This is a genomic window from Zhihengliuella sp. ISTPL4, from assembly GCF_002848265.1.
Taxonomy (GTDB): Bacteria; Actinomycetota; Actinomycetes; order Actinomycetales; family Microbacteriaceae; genus Microbacterium.
The window spans coordinates 2,646,209-2,668,217 of record NZ_CP025422.1 but is presented as its reverse complement, the minus strand read 5'-3'; the positions used below and the strand labels follow the sequence as shown (position 1 = coordinate 2,668,217).

General features: G+C 70.5%; 17 protein-coding genes. 7 read left to right on the top strand and 10 right to left on the bottom strand.

Annotated features, from left to right (window positions below; translation table 11 throughout):
* Positions 1 to 78: 78 nt before the first annotated feature.
* The 3 genes from CYL12_RS12690 to CYL12_RS12680 form a co-directional block, all read right to left on the bottom strand.
* A complete protein-coding gene (locus CYL12_RS12690; RefSeq protein WP_101847914.1) occupies positions 79 to 1,191 on the bottom strand; it encodes an epoxide hydrolase family protein in 1,113 nt (370 codons plus the stop codon).
* A gap of 9 nt (positions 1,192 to 1,200) precedes the next feature.
* The gene (locus CYL12_RS12685; RefSeq protein WP_101847913.1) at positions 1,201 to 2,535 is read right to left on the bottom strand and encodes a GAF domain-containing protein; all 1,335 of its coding nucleotides are present in this window, start codon (positions 2,533 to 2,535) and stop codon (positions 1,201 to 1,203) included.
* Between the two features lie 83 nt (positions 2,536 to 2,618).
* Complete coding sequence (locus tag CYL12_RS12680; protein ID WP_101847912.1) at positions 2,619 to 3,185, bottom strand: TetR/AcrR family transcriptional regulator; 567 nt, start codon at positions 3,183 to 3,185, stop codon at positions 2,619 to 2,621.
* 67 nt (positions 3,186 to 3,252) lie between these two features.
* Between CYL12_RS12680 and CYL12_RS12675 the strand changes: the two genes are divergently transcribed.
* From CYL12_RS12675 to treZ, 5 genes are all read left to right on the top strand, one after another.
* On the top strand, positions 3,253 to 3,825 hold the full coding sequence (locus tag CYL12_RS12675) for a dihydrofolate reductase family protein (protein WP_353615385.1): 573 nt from the start codon (positions 3,253 to 3,255) through the stop codon (positions 3,823 to 3,825).
* A 115-nt stretch (positions 3,826 to 3,940) separates the two neighbouring features.
* Positions 3,941 to 4,225, top strand: a complete 285-nt coding sequence (locus CYL12_RS12670; RefSeq protein ID WP_101847911.1) for a hypothetical protein — start codon at positions 3,941 to 3,943, stop codon at positions 4,223 to 4,225.
* The gene (gene glgX, locus CYL12_RS12665; RefSeq protein WP_101847910.1) at positions 4,222 to 6,396 is read left to right on the top strand and encodes a glycogen debranching protein GlgX; all 2,175 of its coding nucleotides are present in this window, start codon (positions 4,222 to 4,224) and stop codon (positions 6,394 to 6,396) included. The genes CYL12_RS12670 and glgX overlap by 4 nt, the downstream gene beginning before the upstream one ends.
* The gene (gene treY, locus CYL12_RS12660; RefSeq protein WP_101847909.1) at positions 6,393 to 8,741 is read left to right on the top strand and encodes a malto-oligosyltrehalose synthase; all 2,349 of its coding nucleotides are present in this window, start codon (positions 6,393 to 6,395) and stop codon (positions 8,739 to 8,741) included. Before glgX ends, treY begins: the two co-directional genes overlap by 4 nt.
* Positions 8,738 to 10,480, top strand: coding sequence for a malto-oligosyltrehalose trehalohydrolase (gene treZ / locus CYL12_RS12655; protein WP_101847908.1), 1,743 nt, complete (start codon positions 8,738 to 8,740; stop codon positions 10,478 to 10,480). The genes treY and treZ overlap by 4 nt, the downstream gene beginning before the upstream one ends.
* 87 nt (positions 10,481 to 10,567) lie before the next feature.
* On the opposite strand, the gene CYL12_RS12650 is transcribed toward treZ, so the two are convergent.
* Positions 10,568 to 11,995 (bottom strand): CCA tRNA nucleotidyltransferase, encoded by a 1,428-nt coding sequence (locus CYL12_RS12650; protein WP_101847907.1) that lies wholly within the window; start codon positions 11,993 to 11,995, stop codon positions 10,568 to 10,570.
* A gap of 141 nt (positions 11,996 to 12,136) precedes the next feature.
* Here CYL12_RS12650 and CYL12_RS12645 point away from each other — a divergent pair, with 141 nt between their 5' ends.
* Positions 12,137 to 14,701: a purple acid phosphatase family protein gene (locus tag CYL12_RS12645; RefSeq protein ID WP_101847906.1), complete on the top strand. Its 2,565-nt coding sequence runs from the start codon at positions 12,137 to 12,139 to the stop codon at positions 14,699 to 14,701.
* Between the two features lie 115 nt (positions 14,702 to 14,816).
* Here CYL12_RS12645 and CYL12_RS12640 read toward each other — a convergent pair whose 3' ends face one another.
* Positions 14,817 to 15,665, bottom strand: a complete 849-nt coding sequence (locus CYL12_RS12640; RefSeq protein WP_101847905.1) for a PrsW family glutamic-type intramembrane protease — start codon at positions 15,663 to 15,665, stop codon at positions 14,817 to 14,819.
* An 84-nt stretch (positions 15,666 to 15,749) separates the two neighbouring features.
* On the opposite strand from CYL12_RS12640, the gene CYL12_RS12635 reads away from it, so the two are divergent.
* Positions 15,750 to 17,519: an alkaline phosphatase family protein gene (locus tag CYL12_RS12635; RefSeq protein WP_101847904.1), complete on the top strand. Its 1,770-nt coding sequence runs from the start codon at positions 15,750 to 15,752 to the stop codon at positions 17,517 to 17,519.
* A gap of 70 nt (positions 17,520 to 17,589) precedes the next feature.
* Here the strand turns inward: CYL12_RS12635 and CYL12_RS12630 are convergent, their stop codons facing one another.
* The 5 genes from CYL12_RS12630 to CYL12_RS12610 all read right to left on the bottom strand — a co-directional run bounded on the left by CYL12_RS12630 (position 17,590) and on the right by CYL12_RS12610 (position 21,967).
* Entirely contained in the window at positions 17,590 to 18,102 is a 513-nt protein-coding gene (locus tag CYL12_RS12630) for a GNAT family N-acetyltransferase (protein WP_101847903.1), read from the bottom strand.
* Between the two features lie 14 nt (positions 18,103 to 18,116).
* Positions 18,117 to 18,767: a dihydrofolate reductase family protein gene (locus CYL12_RS12625; RefSeq protein ID WP_101847902.1), complete on the bottom strand. Its 651-nt coding sequence runs from the start codon at positions 18,765 to 18,767 to the stop codon at positions 18,117 to 18,119.
* A 107-nt stretch (positions 18,768 to 18,874) separates the two neighbouring features.
* On the bottom strand, positions 18,875 to 19,345 hold the full coding sequence (locus CYL12_RS12620) for a GNAT family N-acetyltransferase (RefSeq protein ID WP_101847901.1): 471 nt from the start codon (positions 19,343 to 19,345) through the stop codon (positions 18,875 to 18,877).
* 35 nt (positions 19,346 to 19,380) lie between these two features.
* Positions 19,381 to 20,439, bottom strand: a complete 1,059-nt coding sequence (locus CYL12_RS12615; protein WP_101847900.1) for an LLM class flavin-dependent oxidoreductase — start codon at positions 20,437 to 20,439, stop codon at positions 19,381 to 19,383.
* A 28-nt stretch (positions 20,440 to 20,467) separates the two neighbouring features.
* Positions 20,468 to 21,967, bottom strand: coding sequence for a DUF7059 domain-containing protein (locus CYL12_RS12610; protein ID WP_353615384.1), 1,500 nt, complete (start codon positions 21,965 to 21,967; stop codon positions 20,468 to 20,470).
* Between the last annotated feature and the right edge of the window lie 42 nt (positions 21,968 to 22,009).

The following is a 22,009-nucleotide window of genomic DNA, read 5'->3' as shown; positions in this document are numbered from 1 at the left end:
ATGCCGCGGTGTTCCCTCGACGCTAGGCCGCTCCCCGTTGCACTCCGGTGCGCAACGTTGCAGCCGGTTGCACCCCGTTCAGCGGAGTGAGGAAACGAAGGAGCGGAAGCGCTGGGCCATGGCGGCCGGGGCTTCCGCGATCGTGAAGTGCCCGCCGCGGTCCAGACGCTCGAACACCCGCAGGTCACGGTAGAAGGACCTCGCGAGGGACTCCGGATAGTCGTGCTCATGACGCTGCACGAAGACCGCGGCCGGCACGACGACGGGCGGCATGGCGTCCGGGGTGTCGGCTCCCTCGTAATAGGGACGGAACGACGACGCGATGCTGCCGGTGACCCAATAGATCATCGCCTCGGTCAGGATGCGCTCACGCGAGATGACCGTCTCCACGGCCGAGGGATCGGCCCCCTCGGTGTCGGCCCACTCCGACAGCTTCTCCGCGATCCAGGCGAGCAGCCCGGCCGGCGAATCGTTGAGGGCGGCCGCCAGGGTGTCGGGACGGGCCCACTGCACGTGCCCGTAGGAACCGTTGGGTCCGTGCTCGGCGTCGAGACGGGCGAAGAACGCGCGCACCTCGGGGTCGTCACTCGCCGCCCGCTCCTCCGGCGTGCCGAAGTGCGCGTGAGTGGCGACGATGCCGGCGACCTGATCCGGATACGTGGTCGCGATCAGATCGCTGACGTTGGCAGACACGTCCTCGCCGTAGGTGATGTAGCGCCGGTAGCCGAGGACGTCGGTCATGAGACGGTGCATCGTTTCGGCGAAGCGTCCCTCGTCGGCCGGGCCGTCCGCGTACGGCGGCGAGAATGCGAAGCCGGGGAGGCTCGCGACGACGACGTGGAAGTCCGGGAGCAGCGCCGCGGCGTCGAGCTGCAGGGCGAACGTGTGGGGCCAGCCGTGCATGATGAGGAGCGCCGGCGCCTCCGCGCGCTCGGACCGGAGGTGCGCGAAGTGGATGTCGGTGCCGTCGACGTCGGCGAGGAACTGCGGGAACCCCGCGAGCCACGCCTCGCGCTCACGCCAATCCCACGCCGCCCAGGTGTCGATGAGTTCGCGCAGCCAGGCGGCATTCATCCCGGAGGGCATGCGCCGCGGCGAGTCATCGAGGAATCTCGTGCGGCGCAGACGATCGCGGAGATCGGTCAGCACGTCGTCGGACACATGCAGCCGGAAGGGCCGGATCTCGGTCATGGCCGGACGCTACTCCGCCCCACCGACAATCCGCTCGATCCGGGTGACGAGGCCGGCACGACGCGGCGAGCGCGCGGGCAGCATCTCCAGCGCGAGCCGCAGCACCTCCGCGTCCTCGCTCCCCTCCGGCGTGTCCGCGTAGGCGAGGAGCACGTCGAGGCTCGCTCCGGACAGCATCACCTCACGGAGCGCCGCGCGGACCGCGCCGCGGAACTCCTCGACGCCGGGCGACGTCGATTCCGGCAGCACGGGACCGCGGTAGGCCGTGAGCGCGACCCGGTGCGCCCCCCGATCGAGGAGGGACAGGAGATCGTGGGCGTCGGTCTCCAGCGGCACGGGGAGACGATACGGCCGGGACTCCGGCACCAGGTCGGGAGCCGCGCGCTCCAGCACTCTGCGCAGCCGTACCATCTCCGGTCGCAGCGTGTCCGGTGAGACCCCCGGTCCGTAGACGAGCTCGGCGAGGCGGTCGGCGGAGAGTCCCTGGCGGTGCACGGCGAGCATCAGCAGGATGGCGGCGTGGCGGGCGCTCAGCTCGGTCATCAGCTCTCCGTGCGCCGACGCGGTCTCCAGACGGGCGCGGTCGCGTCCCAGGACGTGCATCCGCGCGCGGGCGGTGGGAGCCGATGGCGTCCTCCCCGGCAGGCGGCGGGTCGTGGCCTCCGTGCGTCCCCGCAGCCGGGCGACCAGGAGCTCGGACTCGACGGCCCGCGCGGTGGCGTCGACGAGCAGCCGCGCCTGCGGGGTCACGACCTCCGTCCCGCCGGTGATGTCGATCACCCCGAGGACGCGCCGGGTCTCCGGATCGCGCACGGGCGCCGCGCTGCACGACCACGGGTGCACGAGACGGTTGTAGTGCTCGGCCCCGCGGATCTGCACCGAACGCTCCAGCGCGAGCGCCGTGCCAGGGGCACTGGTGCCGACCGCATCCTCCGCCCAGTTCGCACCGGCCACGAACCCCATGCCCTCCGTGAGCGACCGGAGTTGGGCGTCCCCCTCGATCCACAGCAGCCGCCCCGCCTGGTCGCCCACGGCGATCACCACCCCGGAGTCCTCGGGGTCGCCGGGCAGCAGCAGCGCGCGGATCATGTCCATCGCGGAGGCGAGCGGATGAGCGAGACGATACGCATCGAGCTCGTCCTCGTGGAGGTCGAGCGGCGGCAGCCCCTCCGGACCGACACGACGGCGCCAGGACCGCTCCCACGACTCCCGCACGAGTGGACGGACCTCGCGGAGCCGATGGTCGTCGAGGTTCCCGGCGATGAGCTCCTCGTGGGCACGCTCGACCAGGAGGCGAGACGCCGTCGGCGACGCCTCTCGCGGATCGTGCCACGTCGCAGACACGCGATCTCCGTTCCTGGAGCCTGGAGCGTGCCCTCAGTGTACGAGCAGGATCAGCTCGGCGGAACAGCGACGCCGCGGAGCGGTCAGGGCAGGAGCCCGGCGACGAGGTCGTCGATGACGTCGTCCGTCGAGGTCTCCGGGTCGATGGATGTCGTGAGCCGATCGAGCAGCAGGCCGTCGATCGCGTAGTGGAACAGCGCGATCTCGCGGCGGCCGCCGGGAAGACCTGCGGCGACGTTGAAGGCGACGTCCGCGTCGAAGCCGGCCCGCTGCCAGGCACCGAGCAGGGCCGCGAGGTCAGGGCGGCGGGCGCTCTCGAGGCGCACCGCGAACAGTGCGAGGGTGACGTCGCGGTCGGCCGTGAGGCGCCGCACGATGTCCCGGATGTAGTCCGCGAACAGCGCGCGGCTGGGGGTGATGTCCGCCCGTCGCCTCAGGTCCTCCGGCGTCGGGGCCAGCCGCTCCCCGATGCGGTCGACGAGTCCCTCGATCAGGGCATCCCTGCTGCGGAAGTAGTTCGATGTCGTGCCGCCGGGCACCTGCGCCTCGGCGTCGACGGCCCGGTGCGTGAGCCCCCGCGACCCTTCGCGAGCCAGGACGGCCAGAGCGGCGTCCGCGAGCTGGCGACGACGCGCCTCGTTCCTCACCATGCAGCCACCCTAGCGTAATCACTACACCTGTTGTACTGTCAACTGCGACAGATGTAGTGATTGGAGAATGATGCGAGAACTCGTGTACTACGCCGCCGTGACCCTCGACGGCTTCATCGCCGGCCCCGACGGGGAGTTCGACGCCTTCCTCATCGAAGGCGACCACATGGACGGCATCAACGCCCGGTTCGCCGACACCCTGCCGACCGTGGCCGCCGAGGCCCTCGGCATCCCCCAGCGCAACGAGATGTTCGACACCGTGCTGATGGGCTGGAACACCTACGAGGTGGGCGGACTGCCGAGCCCCTACCGGCACCTGCGGCAGATCGTCTTCAGCCGCACGCGATCGGTCGAGGCGGAGAACCTCACGGTCACCTCCGAGGACCCGCTGGAGGTCGTGCGCCGACTGAAGCAGGAGGACGGCGGGGCGATCTGGCTGTGCGGCGGCGGAACCCTCGCGGCGGCGCTGGCAGAGGAGATCGACCGCCTCGTGCTGAAGCGGCAGCCGCTCCTCTTCGGCTCCGGGATCCCCCTCTTCGGTGATCGGCCGTACCGCCCCGAGCGATTCGACGCCGTGGAGACCACCGCCTACGACTCCGGTGTCGTGTTCACCGAGTACGTGCGCCGACGAGAGGGTTGACCCCCGCAGCGTCGGGGTCCGAGCGGTGCATAGCCGGTCCGGGCCCCGATGGCAATGCCGTTCTCGGATCCGCCTCCGATTCCTATCGTGGTCGCATCACGAGTCAGGAGGCGCCATGAACGTCCACACCCCCACCAGCACTGGCTCCTCGCAGCGCGCCGACGCGGCCCACCCCGTCGCGACCGAGCCGGCCTGCGAGCGGATCGACTTCGACCGGTACGTCGTCTCGCACGACGCCCCCGTCGGATACATCGAGGTCGTGCCGCCGCTCTATGTCTGCTACCTCGGACACCCGTATCCTCGGGCTGTGGAGATCGCTCAGGTGTACGACTACGACCATGCCGTCAGCATCGTCAGTGCCATGGCCGCGGGTTCGCGCGACCACGCCCTCGCCGGATGAGCCGGGAGGTCTGGCCCGGGTCCGCGTACCCGCTGGGGGCCACCTTCGACGGTCAGGGCACCAACTTCGCCCTCTTCAGCGAGGGCGCCGAGCGTGTGGAACTCTGCCTCTTCGATGAGGCCGGCCGCGAGACACGGGTGCCGCTCACCGAGGTCGATGCGTTCGTCTGGCACGGATACCTGCCCACGGTGCAGCCGGGACAGCACTACGGCTACCGCGTCCACGGACCGTACGACCCGGCTCAGGGCCGGAGATTCAACCCGAACAAGCTGCTCCTCGACCCGTACGCGAAGGCCGTCGACGGCGAGATCGCCTGGGGACAGTCCCTGTTCGGCTATGACTTCGGCGACCCGGATTCTCGCAACGACGACGACTCGGCCGCCGCGATGGCGAAGGGCGTCGTCGTCAGTCCGTTCTTCGAGTGGGGCGGCGACCGCCCGTCGAAGACGCCGTACGCCGAGACGGTCATCTACGAGGCCCACGTGAAGGGGCTCACCCAGCGACACCCGGACGTCCCGGAGGAGTTGCGGGGCACTTACGCCGGCATCGCGCATCCCGCGGTCATCGAGCATCTGCAGCGTCTCGGGGTCACCGCCCTCGAGTTGATGCCGGTCCACCAGTTCATCAACGACTCGGTGCTGCAGGACAAGGGTCTGTCGAACTACTGGGGCTACAACACCCTCGGCTTCTTCGCGCCGCACAACGCCTACGCCGCCAGCGGACAGGCCGGTCAGCAGGTGCAGGAATTCCGGGCGATGGTGCGCGCACTCCACGAGGCCGGCATCGAGGTCATCCTCGACGTGGTCTACAACCACACGGCGGAGGGCAACCACCTCGGCCCGACGCTCTCGATGCGCGGCATCGACAACGAGGCGTACTACCGGCTCGAAGAAGACAAGCGGTACTACACGGACTACACCGGGACCGGCAACAGCCTCAACGCCGGCAACCCGCACGCCCTGCAGCTGCTCATGGACTCGCTGCGCTACTGGGTGACCGAGATGCACGTCGACGGGTTCCGGTTCGACCTCGCGGCGACCCTCGCCCGCGAGTTCTACGACGTCGACCGCCTCGCCGCCTTCTTCGAGCTCGTGCAGCAGGATCCGATCGTCTCGCAGGTGAAGCTCATCGCCGAGCCGTGGGACATCGGCCCCGGTGGCTATCAGGTCGGCAACTTCCCGCCGCAGTGGACCGAGTGGAACGGCAAGTACCGCGACACCGTGCGCGACTTCTGGCGCGGCGAGCCGCAGGCGCTCGGCGAGTTCGCCTCCCGCCTCACCGGGTCCGCCGACCTGTACGAGCACTCGGGCCGGCGTCCCGTCGCCTCCATCAACTTCGTCACCGCGCACGACGGCTTCACACTGCGCGACCTCGTCTCCTACAACGAGAAGCACAACGAGGACAACGGCGAGGACAACAACGACGGCGAATCCCACAACCGCTCCGACAACATGGGCGCGGAGGGACCGACCGACGACATCGACATCAACCGACGCCGTGCGCGTCAGCAGCGGAACTTCCTCGCAACGCTGCTGCTGTCGCAGGGCGTGCCGATGATCTCCCACGGCGACGAGCTCGGACGCACGCAGCACGGCAACAACAACGGTTATGCGCAGGACAACGAGCTCACCTGGATCGACTGGGAGGCCGCCGATATGCCGCTCGTCGAGTTCACCTCGGCGGTCGCGCGGCTTCGCCACGAGCACCCGACCTTCCGCCGCAGCCGCTTCTTCGACGGACGCCCGGTCGCGGATGAGGACGGCGAGCGCATCCCCGACGTCGTGTGGCTGCGACCCGACGGGGCCCGTATGACCCCGGAGGACTGGGACTCCGGCTTCGGGCGCTCGGTGGGCATGTTCCTGAACGGCCGCGGGATCCGCGAGAACGACCGGCGGGGGCGGCCCGTGGAGGACGTCAACTTCCTCGTCTACTTCAACAGCGGGGACGAGCCCGTCGACATCACTCTGCCGGATGACCGGCACGGCACGGAATGGCTCGTCGCGGTGGACACCGCCGGCGAAGTCGGCGACCGGAACCTCCGGGCGCGCGACACCGTGCCCCTCGAAGGCAAGGCCATGCTCGTGCTCCAGGAGATCGACGGCGAGCCCGTCGACACCGACGACTCCGTCGACGCCTCGCTCCGCGCGCAGAGCGAGCAGGCCGCGTCATGACCGACAGACCGGTCTCCACGTATCGTCTGCAGATCAGCGACCGCTTCCCCCTGGACGCCGCGGCGGACCTGACCGGTTACATCGCCGAGCTGGGGGCCTCCTGGGCCTACCTGTCGCCGCTGCTGGCGGCGACCAGAGGCTCGAATCACGGGTACGACGTCGTCGACCACGGGCGCGTCGATCCCGATCGCGGCGGCGAGGAGGGTCTCGTGCGCTTCGCAACGGCCGCGCGGGCAGCCGGGCTCGGCATCCTCGTCGACATCGTGCCCAACCACGTCGGCGTCGCCGTACCCCGACAGAACCGCTGGTGGTGGGAGGTGCTGCGCCTCGGCAGGAACACCCGCCACGCGGCCGCGTTCGACATCGACTGGGCCGCCGGCGGCGGACGACTCCTGCTGCCGCTGCTCGGCGCGGTACCGGACGAGGTGATCGCGAACGGTGAGCTCGTCGTGGACCCGACCCCGGCCGAGGACGCGCCCGACGGCGTCCTGCGCTACTTCGACCATGAGCTGCCACTGGCCCCGGGAACCGCAGCGCTGGCGGACGATCTCCCGGCGCTGTTGGACGCCCAGCACTACGAGCTGCGGTTCTGGCAGGACCAGAACACCGACCTCGCGTACCGCCGGTTCTTCGCGGTGTCCGAACTCGCCGGCATCCGGGTGGAGCGACCGGAGGTCTTCGCCGAGTCCCACCGGGAGATCCTGCGCTGGATCCGGGAGGGTCTCGCGGACGGCCTGCGGGTGGATCACCCGGACGGCCTCGTCGACCCCGGAGCGTATCTGGAGCAGCTCGCCGACGCGACCGGACGCGCCTACACGCTCGTCGAGAAGATCCTGGAACCGGGCGAGGCGCTCCCCGCGTGGTGGCGGACCGACGGCACCACCGGGTACGACGCGCTGGCCGAGCTCGACCGCCTGTTCGTCGAGGCGAAGGGCGTGGCGGCGCTGGACCGGCTGGACGCCCGGCTCCGCGCCGAGACCGGCCTCCCGGACGCACCGCCGTGGCACGACCTCATCCACGACACGAAGCGGATGATCGCGGACACGCTCCTGACCGCCGAGGTGCGCCGGCTCGTGCGCACGCTTCCCCACGGCATCGTGCAGGCGGACGACGCTCTGGCCGAGCTGCTCGCCTGCTTCCCTGTGTATCGCTCGTACCTCCCGGAGGGCCGCGAGCATCTGCGCGCCGCCTTCGCGGAGGCCCGACGGCGACGCCCCGACCTGTCGTCCGCGTTCGCAGCGCTGGAGCCGCTGCTGAACGATCCGCACCTCGAGGTCGCACAGCGATTCCCCCAGGTGAGCGGTGCCGTGATGGCGAAGGGCGTGGAGGACACCGCGTTCTACCGGTTCACCCGCCTCGGGACGCTGACCGAGGTCGGCGCCGACCCGTCGATCCCCGCCCTGTCGGTCGAGGAGTTCCACGACGCGCAGCGGGCACGACTGGCGGCCTGGCCGCACTCGATGACCACGCTCTCCACGCATGACACGAAGCGCTCGGAGGACGTGCGGGCACGCCTGTCGGTGCTCTCGGAGATCCCGGAGCGTTGGGCCGAAGTGCTGACGGAGCTCCGCGCCGTTGCCACCACCGGACACGGGCCGCTCGACGCGCTAATCTGGCAGGCGGCGGTCGGCGCGTGGCCACTGCCCTCCGACCGGCTCCTCGCCTACGCCACGAAGGCCGCGCGCGAGGCGGCGGAGGGGACGAGCTGGCAGCATCCGGATGCGGCGTTCGAAGAGGGCCTGGCCGCGATCGCCCGGTCTGTCGAGGGCGAGGCCGCCCCGATCCTCGACGGATTCGTGGCCGAGATCGTCGATGCCGGACGCTCCAACTCCCTCTCCGCCAAGCTGCTGCAGCTCACCGGCCCCGGCGTGCCCGACGTATACCAGGGCAGCGAGCTGTGGGACCTCTCCCTCGTCGACCCGGACAACCGTCGCCCGGTCGACTTCGCGCTGCGGGCCCGGATGCTGCGGGAACTCGACGCAGACCATGCCAGGGGCATCGTGCCGCCGATCGACGACTCCGGTGCCGCGAAGCTGCTGGTGACCTCGCGGGCGCTGCGGCTGCGCCGGGACAACCCGGAGCTGTTCCGCTTCTACCGGCCGGCCGTGGTGGAAGGCGAGGCCGCACCACACGCCGTCGCCGTGCACCGCGGCGGCGCCACCGCCGTGGCCACGCGGCTACCCGTGGGGCTCGCGCACCGCGGCGGCTGGGGCGACACGGTCATGATGCGCCCCGAGCTGCCGGGAACCGATCTCCTCACCGGCCGCCGGATCGCGCCCGGACCCGTGCGGCTGGCGGAACTGCTGGACACCTATCCGGTCGCACTGATCGAGCTGGCCCGATGATCGAGGTCTGGGCGCCGCGGGCGTCGCGCGTACGGGTACGACGGCTCGATCACGCGGGGGCGACCGTGGAGGAGCGGGACCTCACCGCGGCGGTCGACGGTCGCTGGACCGCGGATATCGCCCTCGCGGACGGCGAGCGCTACGGCTTCCTGCTCGACGACAGCGAGGAGGTGCGTCCTGACCCGCGGTCGCGCCGCCAGCCGGACGGCGTGCACGCAGCCTCGGCGGCCTTCGATCCCGCGGCCTTCGCGTGGACCGACGCCTCCTGGACCGGACGGCAGCTCGCGGGCGGCCTGATCTACGAGCTGCACGTCGGCACCTTCACGCCGGAAGGCACGCTCGACGCGGCGATCGACCGTCTGGCGCATCTCGTGGACCTCGGTGTCACGCACGTCGAGCTCCTCCCCGTGAACGCCTTCAACGGCCGCTGGAACTGGGGATACGACGGGGTGCTCTGGTACGCGGTGCAGGAGGAGTACGGCGGCCCCGCGGCGTATCAGCGCTTCGTCGACGCCGCCCACGCACACGGGCTCGCGGTCGTGCAGGACGTCGTCTACAACCACCTCGGCCCGAGCGGCAATTACCTCCCCCTCTTCGGCCCGTACCTGCGCGAAGGCGAGGCCAACACCTGGGGCGACTCGCTGAACCTCGACGAGCCCGCGGTGCGGGAGTACATCCTCGACAACGCCCTGATGTGGCTGCGCGACTTCCACGTCGACGGACTCCGACTCGACGCTGTGCACGCCCTCCACGACCGGCGACCCGTGCACCTCCTGCGGGAGCTCTCCGAACGTGTGGACGCCCTCTCCGCGCAGCAGAATCGGCCGCTGACCCTCATCGCGGAGTCCGATCTGAACGACCCGACGCTGATCCTGCCGCGGGAAGCCGGGGGCTACGGACTCACGGCGCAGTGGTCGGACGACTGGCACCACGCCGTGCACGTCGCGCTCACGGGCGAGACCACGGGGTACTACGCCGACTTCGCCGCGGAGGAGGCGGTCGCGAAGGTGACGGAGGGCGGGTTCTTCCACGACGGCACCTTCTCGTCCTTCCGTGATCGTCCGCACGGCTCCCCGATCCCGGCCGAGGTGCCGAGTTGGCGGCTGGTGACCTTCGCGCAGGACCACGACCAGATCGGGAACCGCGCCGCGGGGGATCGGCTCTCCGCCAGCCTGTCCCCCGACCGGCTCGCGGTGGCCGCCGTGCTCACCCTGACCGCACCCGGCACGCCGATGCTCTTCATGGGCGAGGAGTGGGGCGCGACGACACCGTGGCAGTTCTTCACCTCGCACCCCGAGCCCGAGCTCGGCCGGGCGGTGGCCCAGGGCCGCACGGCGGAGTTCGCCCGCATGGGCTGGGATCCCGACGCGGTGCCCGACCCGCAGGACCCCGACACCTTCCGCCGCTCGCACCTCGACTGGACGGAGGCCGAGGCTCCGGTGAACGCCCGGCTCCTGGCGCTGTACCGCGACCTCGCGCGACTGCGGCGAGCGCGACCGGAGCTCACCGACCCGGGCTCCGCGCGGACGAAAGTCGTGGTCAGCGAGACGGACGGCCGCCCCGAGCACCGCGTCTACCGCATCGATCGCGGCGGAGTGTCGGTGCTCGTGAACCTCTCCCCCGCTCCCGCGTCGTTCGCGGTCCCCGCCGCGTCCCACATCCTCCTCGCCACCGCCGCCGCGTCGCGCACCCCCACGTCCCTGACACTCCCTCCCGACGCCGCCGCCATCATCGACTGAGGTCGACCCACCCCTCTGCGGTCCTCCCGGCCCCTTGCGTGCGGCCGCAAGGGGCCGGGAGGCACGGAAGGGGGTGGGTCGCGGAAGTCAGGCGCGCGAAGCCCACCAGTCCCGGAGACGCTGCTCCGCGACGTCCTCGCCCAGCACGCCCTCGTCGAGGCGCAGGTCGAGGAGGAAACGGTACGCCTCGCCGACCTCGCGGCCCGGCTTGATGCCGAGGACTTCCTGGATGCGGTTGCCGTCGAGTTCCGGACGGATCGCGTCGAGCTCCTCCTGCTCCCGGAGCGCGGCGATCCGGGACTCGATGTCGTCGTAGGCGGCGGCGAGCCGGGCGGCCTTGCGCTTGTTCCGCGTGGTGACATCGGCGCGCGTGAGGATGTGCAACCGCTCCAGCAGGTCGCCGGCATCGCGGACGTAGCGGCGCACGGCTGCGTCCGTCCACGCCCCCTCCGCATAGCCGAAGAAGCGCAGATGCAGCTCGATCAGGGTGGCGACGGCGTCCGTGGTCGCCGTGTCGAAGCGCAACGCCTGGAGCCGCTTGCGGGCCATACGGGCACCGACCACATCGTGGTGGTGGAAGGTCACCGCACCGCCGGGCTCGAGCTTGCGGGTGCGGGGCTTGCCGATGTCGTGGAGCAGAGCCGCGATCCGTAGCGGCACGTCCGGCGCGGCCCCGGGGTTCCTGGCGTGCTCGAGCGCGATGGCCTGGCTGAGCACCGTGAGGGAGTGCTCGTAGACGTCCTTGTGGTGGTGGTGCTCGTCGACCTCGAGTTTGAGGGCGCTGACCTCGGGGAGGAACTCCTCGATGAGTCCCGTCTCCACCAACGCCCGGATGCCGCGGACGGGGTCGTCGGTCTGCATGAGGCGCACGAGCTCGGACTGCACGCGCTCCGGGCTCACGATCTTCAGCGTCTCGCGGAGCTCGGTGATCGCCCGCGCCGTGTCCTCCTCCACCGTGAAGCCGAGCTGCGCGCTGAACCGGGCGGCGCGCAGCATCCGCAGCGGGTCGTCGCCGAACGACACCCGGGGATCCGTCGGGGTCCGCAGCACGCCGCCCACGAGGTCCTCGACCCCGCCGGTCGGGTCGACGAGCTTCACCGCGGGCACCTGGAGGGCCATCGCGTTGACCGTGAAGTCGCGGCGGACGAGGTCGCCGTCGATCGAATCGCCGAACTCCACCGTGGGCTTGCGCGTCACGCCGTCGTAGCTGTCGGCGCGGTAGGTCGTGATCTCGACCTGCTCGCCCTGCACGCGGGCACCGATGGTCCCGAACGCGCGACCGATGTCCCAGTGCGCGGACGCCACCGGCTTCACGATCGCGAGGATCTCGTCCGGCGAGGCGTTCGTCGTGAAGTCGAGGTCGTGCGTCTGCCGGCCGAGCAGCGCATCGCGCACCGGACCGCCCACGACGGCGAGCTCGAAACCCGCTTCGTCGAAGGCCTCCGCGAGAGTGCGGACGACGGGATTCTCGGCGAGCGCGCCGAGACGGGCGAGGCCGTCGGCCATGTTGAGCATGGGTTCCAGCGTACCGGCCGCCCCCGGACGGGCCCGCGTTCACCTCCCCGTCGCCTCGATGTCAGTCCGTCGTCATCCGGCTTCGATGGGCTGGGGGCGCCCCGTGCGGCTGAGCACGGACACCCACCACGAAGGACGAACATGACCTCCCCCACCCCTGCGGTGCGGTGGCGGCGTCGCGGACTGACGTCCGTCGCGCTGCTCGCCGTGCTCGGCGGCGCCGTCGTCGCCCCTGCGGCGCTCGCGGCGCCCGACCCCGAAGTGCCGACGGGATCCCTGATCACCGACGACACCGCCTGGCACTACCTGGACGACGGATCCGACCCGTCCCCCGCCCCGGCCGCACTGCGCGACTGGACGCTGCCCGCCTACGACGACAGCGCCTGGAAGACCGCACCGGGCAGCTTCGGCGCGAAGAACGGCGCGCTCGCGCCGGTCGGACCGCAGACTCCGAAGACGCTGCTCAACCACTACCTCGACGGGGTGAAGGCACCGACGGTGCCGACCTTTTTCTTCCGTACGACGTTCGAGCTGGAGGCCGGCGTCGCCGAGCAGGTCGCCGCTCTGCAGAGCACCGTCACGTACGACGACGCGCTCATCGTCTGGATCAACGGCGAGGAAGTCGCCCGCTACGTCGACGGCCGCATCACCGACACCGCCAACGTCGAGTACGCCGGGGACTCCAACGGCGACCCGCTGACAAGCACGTTCAGCGCCGAGGGCGAGCTGCTCCGCGACGGGACGAACACCATCGCCGTCTCGCTGTTCCAGGACCGCGCGTCGAGCTCCGACATCTACTTCGACATGTCGTCGCTGACCCTCGTGAAGGCCTCTGACCCCGGCACTCCCGTCGTCGCCCCGCCCACCCGCGTCATCCTCACTCCGACGGAGAAGCCGGAGGTCTCCCAGTCGTTCTCCTGGCTCGCCGGCGACGCCTCGCACACGATCGGCCAGGTCGAGATCGGCGCCGCAGCCGGTGGCACCACCCGCACGGTCGACGCCTACGACGCCGGGGTGGTGAACGGCAACCCGAACAAGCACTTCTCGGCGACCGTCACCGACCTCACCCCCGCCACGGCGTACCGCTACCGCGTCGGTCTCCCCGGCAGCTGGAGCGACTGGCACGAGTTCCGCACCGCCGACCCGAACGCGAGCGACTTCCAGTTCATCTACTACGGCGACGCCCAGATCGGCCTCGACACCACCTGGCCGAGCGTCGTGAAGCAGGCCGAGGCCAACGCGCCGCGATCGATCGGCTCGGTGCACGCCGGAGACCTCATCAACACGTCCAGCAACGAGAACGAGTGGCTGAACTGGTTCAAGGGCATGGAGGACTCCGCCGTACGCACCAACGTCATGGCCGCCCCCGGCAACCACGAGTACTCGGGCGACAAGCTCCTCACCGCGTGGAAGGCAGCGTTCGAGTATCCGCACAACAACCCGTCCACGAGTTCGATCGGAGAGCTCGCCGACCTGGCGAAGGGCGACTCCGCCGTCGCGCAGCAGTACCGCGCGTTCTTCGACCACTGGAGCTCGTTCGCCGCCGAGACCGCGTACTACACCGACTACCAGGGCGTCCGCTTCATCACCCTGAACGCGACCCGCGACACGACCTTCCTCACCCCGGCCGGGCTCCCGTCCTGCACGGGCGCGGAGTGCCCGTCCTCGCAGATCGGCACGCTGTGGACGCGCTTCCAGGCCGCCTGGCTTGACCTCCTGCTGCAGAACAGCCCGTCGAAGTGGAACGTCGTCACGTTCCACCAGCCGGTCTTCTCCGCCAGCGCCGGTCGTGACGAGCCGGTCCTCCGTGCGGAGTGGCTGCCGGTCTTCCAGCGCAACGACATCGATCTCGTGCTCATGGGCCACGACCACACGTACGCCCGCGGCTACGTGAACACGGATGCCACCGAGACCCCCGGCCTCACCACCGGTCCGGTCTACGTCGTGTCGAACTCCGGCGCCAAGCACTACGACCTGGAGACCCCGGAGAAGAACGTCTGGACCAACAACGGCGCCACGCAGGTGCTGCGCGGTGAGGGCGTCACGACCTATCAGGTCATCGACGTGTCGAAGAACCAGCTCGTCTACCGGTCGTACCTCGCCGAGAAGCAGCCGGACGCCACGACCGACCTCCCCGTCGGCGCCGTCTACGACACGTTCACGGTGACCAAGTCCGACGCCGGTGAGAAGTGGGTCACCGAGGCCGGTGTCACCCCGCCGGTCACGGAGGAGCCGGAGCCGGAGAAGCCCGCGACGGTCGAACTGGGCGCGTCCTCGGTCGCGGCCGGCGGCACGCTCGCGGTGTCGGGAAGCGGCTTCGCGGCCGGCGCCGAACTCGCGCTCGAGCTGCGGTCCGATCCGGTCTCGCTCGGTACGGTCACAGTCGCGGCAGACGGCACGTTCTCGCGCACCGTCACCATCCCCGAGGGCACTCCGGCGGGTACGCACACGCTCGCCGTGATCCTGCCCGACGGCACGGAGGTGACGGCCTCCCTCGCCGTGACCGCAGCGGCAGACGGCGGCGGCGCGATCGTCCCCGGTGAGAGCGACTCGGGAGGCGTGACCGACGGCGACCTCGCGACGACCGGCGCGGACAGCATGCCGTTCGTCATCGGGGCCATCGTGCTGCTCGCCGCCGGCCTCGGCCTGTTCGCCCTGCGTCGCCGTCGTGCGACCGCGGTCGTCGAGACGACGGACGCCGAGTAGCCCGGTCGTCACCGGGCACAGCTTCGGAGACCAGCCCCGACGCGCCGTGCGACAGCCCCGCGCGGCGGCGTGTCGGCGGCAATCTCCGAAGCTGTGCCCCGTCCGGCCGAGAAGATCAGGCGCGGCGACGGGTCAGCACGAGGCGGAGGGTCACGGCGAGGACCGTCGACACCACGATCCAGCCGAAGGCCGTACCCAGGGACGCGAAGAACGAGGCTTGGTCGGTGGCTCCGGCGACGTTCCCGTAGTTGATCGCCCCGTGGGCCCCGATCGCCACCAGGAGCCCGGCGAGCGCGAGGAGCGGGCGCGACCAGGCACGTCGGGCGTCGAGGGCGAGACCGAGCGCGGCGCCGGTCCAGATGGTGAGCGCGGCATGGGTGGGGAAGGTCAGGGTGCGGACGATCCAGGTCGCGACGCCGGAGCCGAGGTCGTTCGCCGCGATGTCCGCTGCGATGGCGGAGGCATCCTCCACCGCCGCGAAACCGACGCCGACCAGCGCCCCGACCATCGCGCCGAAGAGCACGCCGCGCAGGCCGAGGCGCCGTGCGAGCAGAAGGACGAGCAGCACCCCGAGTCCCTTCCCCACCTCCTCCACGACGGGCGTCGATACCCACAGCGTGGGGATCGCCTCGCGGAGGATGCCCCGATCGTCCACGTACACCGCCTGCTCGGACGACCACGCGCCGACTGCGGTCGCGAGGAGCACGGCAGCGCCGGCGCCCCAGGCGAGGGCGAGCAGGGATGACGCCCATGACCGCGCACCCCGCGGGGCGAGCCAGCGCGCCGCGAACATCGTCACGACCGCCGCGGGCACGACGGCGGCGAGACAGAGGAGGAAGACGGCGCCGAAGTCGATCGTGAACAGCAGGATCGCGAGGACCAGCGGGACGAGGAAGACCGCGAGCACCACGGAGCGACGTTCCGAGAAGGGGACGGTTTCGGAGGGGACGATCGCGGCGCGCACTCCCCGATCCTTCCAGACCCGTTCCGCGAAACTCCTTGGAACATCGGAATGCTGAGTGGGTTCTCGCGGTCGTAGGATCGCGGCATGGTCGACGACGACAAACCCTCCGCCGCCTCCCCCCGCGACCCCTCCCGGCGCGGATTCTTCGCCGTGGGCGGCGCCGCGCTGGCGGGTGCGGTGATCGGCGGCGCAGGTGGAGCGGCGATCGGGTCTTCCGTCGCAGCGGGCGGTGGTCGTGACGGATTCGCCGACGATCCCGACCCGTTCGCGGCGCTGACGCCCCGCAGCGAGCCCGGCTTCGACCACGTGGTCGTCGTGATGGGCGAGAACCGCTCCTTCGACAACCTGCTGGGCTACCTCTACACGGCCGACACGCTTCCGGCGGACGAGACCTTCGAGGGTCTCGCGTTCGGCACCCACAGCAACACCGCGCCCGACGGCACGGTCGTGGAGGCGCACGTCTACCGCGGCGAGACCGACCGCATCATGAGTCTCCCGGACCCGGACCCGGGTGAGGAGTACCCGCACGTCAACACCCAGATCTTCGGGACCGTGGACCCGAAGACGAACGCCGATCTCTTCGTGGATGAGATGACCGCCCCTTTCAATGCCCCGATACACGGCGAGAAGGCGACGATGTCCGGTTTCCTCGAGGACTACATCATCAACTTCCGCCGACTGCGCGACGGGAAAGAGCCGAGCCTGGACGAGGCGCGGCACATCATGGGCTCGTTCTCGCCCGAGATGCTGCCGGTCCTCTCCACCCTCGCGGCCGAGTTCGCCGTCTTCGACCACTGGTACGCGGCCGTGCCCTCGCAGACGTTCTGCAACCGGTCGTTCTTCCACGCCTCGACGTCCCACGGCTTCGTGACGAATCAGAGCGGCGGGGGCTATCGGAAGTGGATCGACGCCCCCGCGGCGCCCACGGTGTTCAACCGGCTCGAGGACAGGAAGGTGAGCTGGCGGATCTACATCGACAAGCTGCAGCTCGTCTCGTTCACCGGGATGCTGCATGCGGCCGTGCTGGAGAAGTACTGGCGCACGGATCACTTCGGCACCATGGAGGATTTCTACGCCGACGCGAAGAACGGCACTCTTCCCGCCTACGCCTTCATCGAGCCTCGGATGGTCTACGACCACAACGACTTCCATCCGCCGTTCGGGAAGCCGCGGGAGAGCAGGGTCGACGGCGAGCCGGTCTTCGACAGTGCCATCTCCGACGTGCGAGCGGGCGACCGGCTCATCCATGACATCTACGAGGCCGTGCGCACCAGCGCGACCCCCGGCGGCTCGAACGCGGTCAACACCCTGCTGCTCATCACCTTCGACGAGCACGGCGGCTGCTACGACCACGTGGCTCCGCCTGCGGCCACGAAACCCACGAAGGACACGGGTGCCGGGGAGATGGGCTTCACGTTCGACCGGCTCGGCTGCCGCGTGCCGGCGATCGCGGTGTCGGCGTACACCCGCCGCGGCACGATCATCCACGACGAGATGCACCACGGGTCCGTCACGGCGACGCTGAGCCGCCTGCACGGCCTGGAGCCGTTGAACGACCGGGACCAGTCCGCCAACACGCTTCTGAACGTCGTGAACCTCGACAAGCCGCGGCATCCGGCGGACTGGCCGGTGACGAGCCCCGCGTACACCCCGCCGAACCCGGAGGACGGCACCCCTCAGCCGAACGAGAAGGAGCACCTCAAACCGCTGACGCCTCCCGCGCGCGGCCTCCTCGGGCTGCTTCTCGGCCGCTACGGCGCGCCCGGCGAAGCGGAACCCGAGACCTTCGCCGATGCGTTCCGGCTCCTCCACGAGCACGGCGAGGAGTTGTTCGGCCCTGCCCGGAACTCGTGACGCGGATTCGAAGCGGGGTCGTGGAGACTCACGGGAACCGTGCGACGTCGGTGCGGATCTGCGACGCGGCTCAGGCCGACGGCGTCAGGAGGCGCCGGTAGAAGACGGCTGTGTCGGTCTGGCGGACCACTTCGAAGCCCGCCTTCTCCAGGACGCACTGCGACGCGACGTTCTCGGTGGTCGTGTCGGCCCTCACCTCGAGCGCCCCATGAGCTTCAGCGATGCGGAGGGCACCGCGAACGGCCTCCGTCGCGAGGCCTGCGCCGCGAGCGGCGGGAACCAGGCCGTAGCCCAATCCCACCGCGCCGTCCGCATCGGGAGGGCCGAGGAATCCGAGGCCGCCCACCGCCAGGCCTCCGGCCGCCTGGCGGATCGCATACATCGTGAAGACGGGGTCCGGGCTGTCGGCCGCCGCGAGGACCCGCAGGGGCACGAGCTCGTCCGCGAAGGGGTACTCAGGATGCCAGGCGTCACCCGGTCGCTCCTCGCGCCGGATGATGCGCGCGGCGAGCTCGGGCGTGATCCGTTCGAGGGCGACGCGGCCGAGATCATGACTCCCGGTCTCCGTCAGCTCGTGCGACATCGACACGGTTCGCCTCAGTCTTCGCGGGAGAACGTGACGTGGGTGACCCCGGACTCCGCGACCTCGCTGGTCACGCGGTAGCCCGCCTCGAGACCCCGCAGGTCGTCCCACAACCGGATCCCGCTGCCGGTGAGGATCGGGGTGATGCCGACGTGCAGATCATCGACGAGCCCGGCGCGCAGGAACTCACGGACGGTCGTGGCACCGCCGCCGACACGCACGTCGTGGCCGCCGGCCGCCGCCATGGCTTCCCGCAGCGCCTCCTCCGGCGTCGCCGAGAGGAAGCGGAAGGTCGTCCCGTTCGCGAACTCGATCGGCGGTCGCGGGGTATGGGTGAGAACGAACACCGGCACCTCGAACGGCGGCTCCTCGCCCCACCAGCCGCGCCAGTCGGGGTCGTCCGGGTTCGCGTGCAGGCCGAACATGCCGGCACCCATGATCTCAGCGCCGATGCCCTGGAAGTACTGCGCCGCGTACTTCTCGTCCACCCCGGTCGTGCCGGCACCGCTGGTGTCGTGGAAGACGCGCTCCTGGAAGGTGCGGGTCGCCGTGTAGGCCGCGGTGAGCCGTCCCCAGTCCTCGCCGAAGGGGTTCTCCGGGGTCTGATCGGTCGTCGTGGCGAAGCCGTCGAGAGTGATGTTGAGATCGACGCGCACGCGGGTCATGGTGCCTCCGAAGCGGTGGGGACGGGCGCCGGTCAGCGCACCGTCCCCAGCGTCGGGCGTCCCGACGCCACTGTCAAGAGCGGACTGACGTGCCGGACACCCGCGGATCATGCCTTGGGGTCGTCCGGAAGCGCCATGTGGATGATCGGATAGGGTCGCCCGTCCCCATCGAGCGCGCTCCGGCCCGCTTCGACGAAGCCCTTGCTGCGGTAGAAGCCCCGGGCACCCGGGTTGTCCTCGTTCACATCGACCCTGGTCACGCCCTGGTTGGCGACGACCTCGGCGAGGAGGGCAGAGCCCACACCCTGTCCGCGAACGGCATCGGAGACGAAGAGCATCTCCAGTCCGTCGTCGTGGACGCCGGCGAACCCGACCGGAACCCCGTCTCGTTCAACCACGGTGAGAGTCACCGCAGGGAAGTAGTCGGACGCGAGGTGAGACTCGATTCTGGTGAAGTCGGACTCGTCGAGAAAGTCATGGGTGGCGCGGACAGCGCTACGCCAGATCTCGACGAGCGCCGCGTACTCCACTTCTCCTCGGCACGGCCGGATGGTGAGCGGGACACGACCGACGGACATGCATCCGACACTATCGGGCGGACCGCCGTGCCGGATCAGGCCACCGGGTCGCCCTGGACCGGACCCTCCGTGTTCGGCTTCCACCCGAGTGCCGGTGCCACGTGCTCCGCGAACGCCTCGAGCACGTGGAGGTTGTACTCCGGGCCGAGCTGGTTCGGGATCGTGAGCATGAGGGTGTCCGCCGCCATGACGGCCTCGTCCTGCCGGAGCTGTTCGATGAGGACATCGGGCTCGGCGGCGTAGGTCTTGCCGAACGTGGAACGGAAACCGTCGATGATGCCGATCTGGTCGGCGTTCTCCTCGCTGCGCAGCCCGAAGTACGCGCGGTCGACGTCCGACACGAGCGGGAACACGCTGCGGCTGACCGAGACGCGCGGTGTGCCGGTGTGACCGGCCTCGCGGTAGGCGGAGCGGAAGAGCTCGATCTGCTCGCGCTGCAGCTCGTGGAACGGCTGACCGGTCGCCTCCGTCACGAGCGTCGAGCTCATCATGTTGAGTCCCTTGCGGCCGGTCTCTTCGGCCGTCGCGCGCGAACCGGAGCCCCACCAGACGTGGTCGCGCAGCGTGGGCGACTGCGGCTCGATCGCGAGGTACTGTCCCGCGCCGACCATCCGCGGGTCGCCGGGGGCGAGGCGCTCACCGTCGATGGCACGGAGGAAGATCTCGAACTTCTCCCGCGCGAGCACGCTGCCGCGCTCCGGGTCCTCCTCGTCGCGGAAGCCGAAGGTCTCGTAACCGCGCAGCGCCGTCTCGGGTGACCCGCGGCTCACGCCCAGCGCGATCCGGCCGTCGGCGATGAGGTCGAGTGCGGCGGCCTCCTCCGCGAACTGGAACGGGTTCTCGTAGCGCATGTCGATCACGCCGGTGCCGACCTCGATGCGCTCGGTGCGCGCGGCCATGGCCGTCAGCAGCGGCATCGGGGACGCCGCCTGGCGTGCCCAGTGGTGCACGCGGACGTAAGCGCCGTTGACGCCGAGCTCGTCTGCGCCCTCCGCGATCTCGATGGTCTGCTTCAGCATGTCGCCCGCCGTGCGGGTCGCCGAGCCTGGCACGTCGGCATAGTGCCCGAACGAGAGGAATCCGAAAGCCTTCATGGTGTATTCGAACGCATGGAAGCGGGGACTATTCCCTCGGCAGGAGGAAGCCGTCGAGCACGAGTCCCCGGATGCGCGGCTCGAGCTCCGCCCAGAGCTGTGCGAAGGGCACCTCGAAGAGGTCGGCGAGGGCGGGGGCGATCTGCAGCACCTGGAGTTCGCCGTCGCACGCGCCGACGAACCCGGCCAGCGCAGGGTCCACCGCGACGGTCCGCGCGAATCCGCCGCCCTGACGCAGCTCGATCACGCTCGGGTCGTCGTTGCCAGGGAGCAGGTGACGCGCCTCGGTGACGTCCGGCGCCACGACGAGCGTGTCGGGTAGTCCTGCGGCGAGCGCATCGTGCGCCGCGAGACCGAGACCGAGCGCCGCCCCCACGTTCGCCACGGGCTGCGGCACCCGCTCCGAGCGCCGCAGCGGCTCCCCCTGTCCCCGGCGGAGCAGCACGTAACCGAAGCCGATCGCGGTCACGCCGCGCGCCGCGAAGTCATCGAGCCAGGCGGTGAGCAGCGGGGTGAAGGCCGGGTCGCGTGGTGTGATGCCGCCATCCCTGATCCACAGCTCCGCGTAGGCGAGCGGAGACAGCTCCTCGCGCTCCACCACCCACAGGTCGAGCTCGGCGGGCACCCAGGCGTCCAGCCGGGCCAGGCCGGTGATCCCCGTGCGGGATTCCCAGTTGCCCAGCAGCTGAGCGATGCCGCCGGGGGTGAGGTGCGCGGGCGCCGTGCGCACGAACTGTTCCACCAGTGCGTCACCGACGAGACCGCCGTCGCGATACTCGTACGCGGGGATGCCTTCGGTGCGCGGGGTGATGACGAAGGGTGGGTTCGACACGATGAGATCGAACGCCTCACCGGCGACCGGCTCGAACATGCTCCCGTGCCGGAAGTCGATGTTGGTGACGCCGTTGAGCTGCGCGTTCAGCTCGGCGTAGGCGAGCGCGCGGCGGGAGATGTCCGTGGCCACGACCGTCCCCGCTCGACGCGCCACGAGGAGCGCCTGGATGCCGCAGCCGGTCCCGAGGTCGAGGGCGCGCTCGACCGCGAGGGGCACGATGATCTCGGCGAGCGTGCGCGAGGCGCCACCCACGCCGAGGACGTGGTCGGCGGGTAACGGGCCGTCGAGGGCGACCTCGTCCAGGTCGCTGGCGATCCACCACTCGCCGACGCCATCCTCGTCGACGAAGGACTGCGGGCGCAGCAGCGCGACCGGCGTCACGGTGTCCTCATCGGTCGTCGCCAGCCCGAGGTCCACCAGGCCACTCACGCCGAGCGCCGGGAGCGCGCGCTCCACGGCGGTGCGGGGCTGCGGAAGACCGAGGACCAGGAGGCGTCCGAGTGTGGCGAGGACAGCCTCGTCGCCGGCGATCGCCCGGAGGATGGGCTCGCGCAGACCACGACCCAGAGCGTCGTCCGCTTCCTCGCCCCAGAGGCGCCGCAACGGCTCGGATCGGAGGTCGGCGGCGTCGAGATCCGCGGCGAGCGCGGCACTGCGGAGCGGGTCGGGGCGGGGGGCGGGGGTGTCGGACACGGCCGTCACTCTACGCGTCTTCAGGGTTCTCCTCCCTCCGGC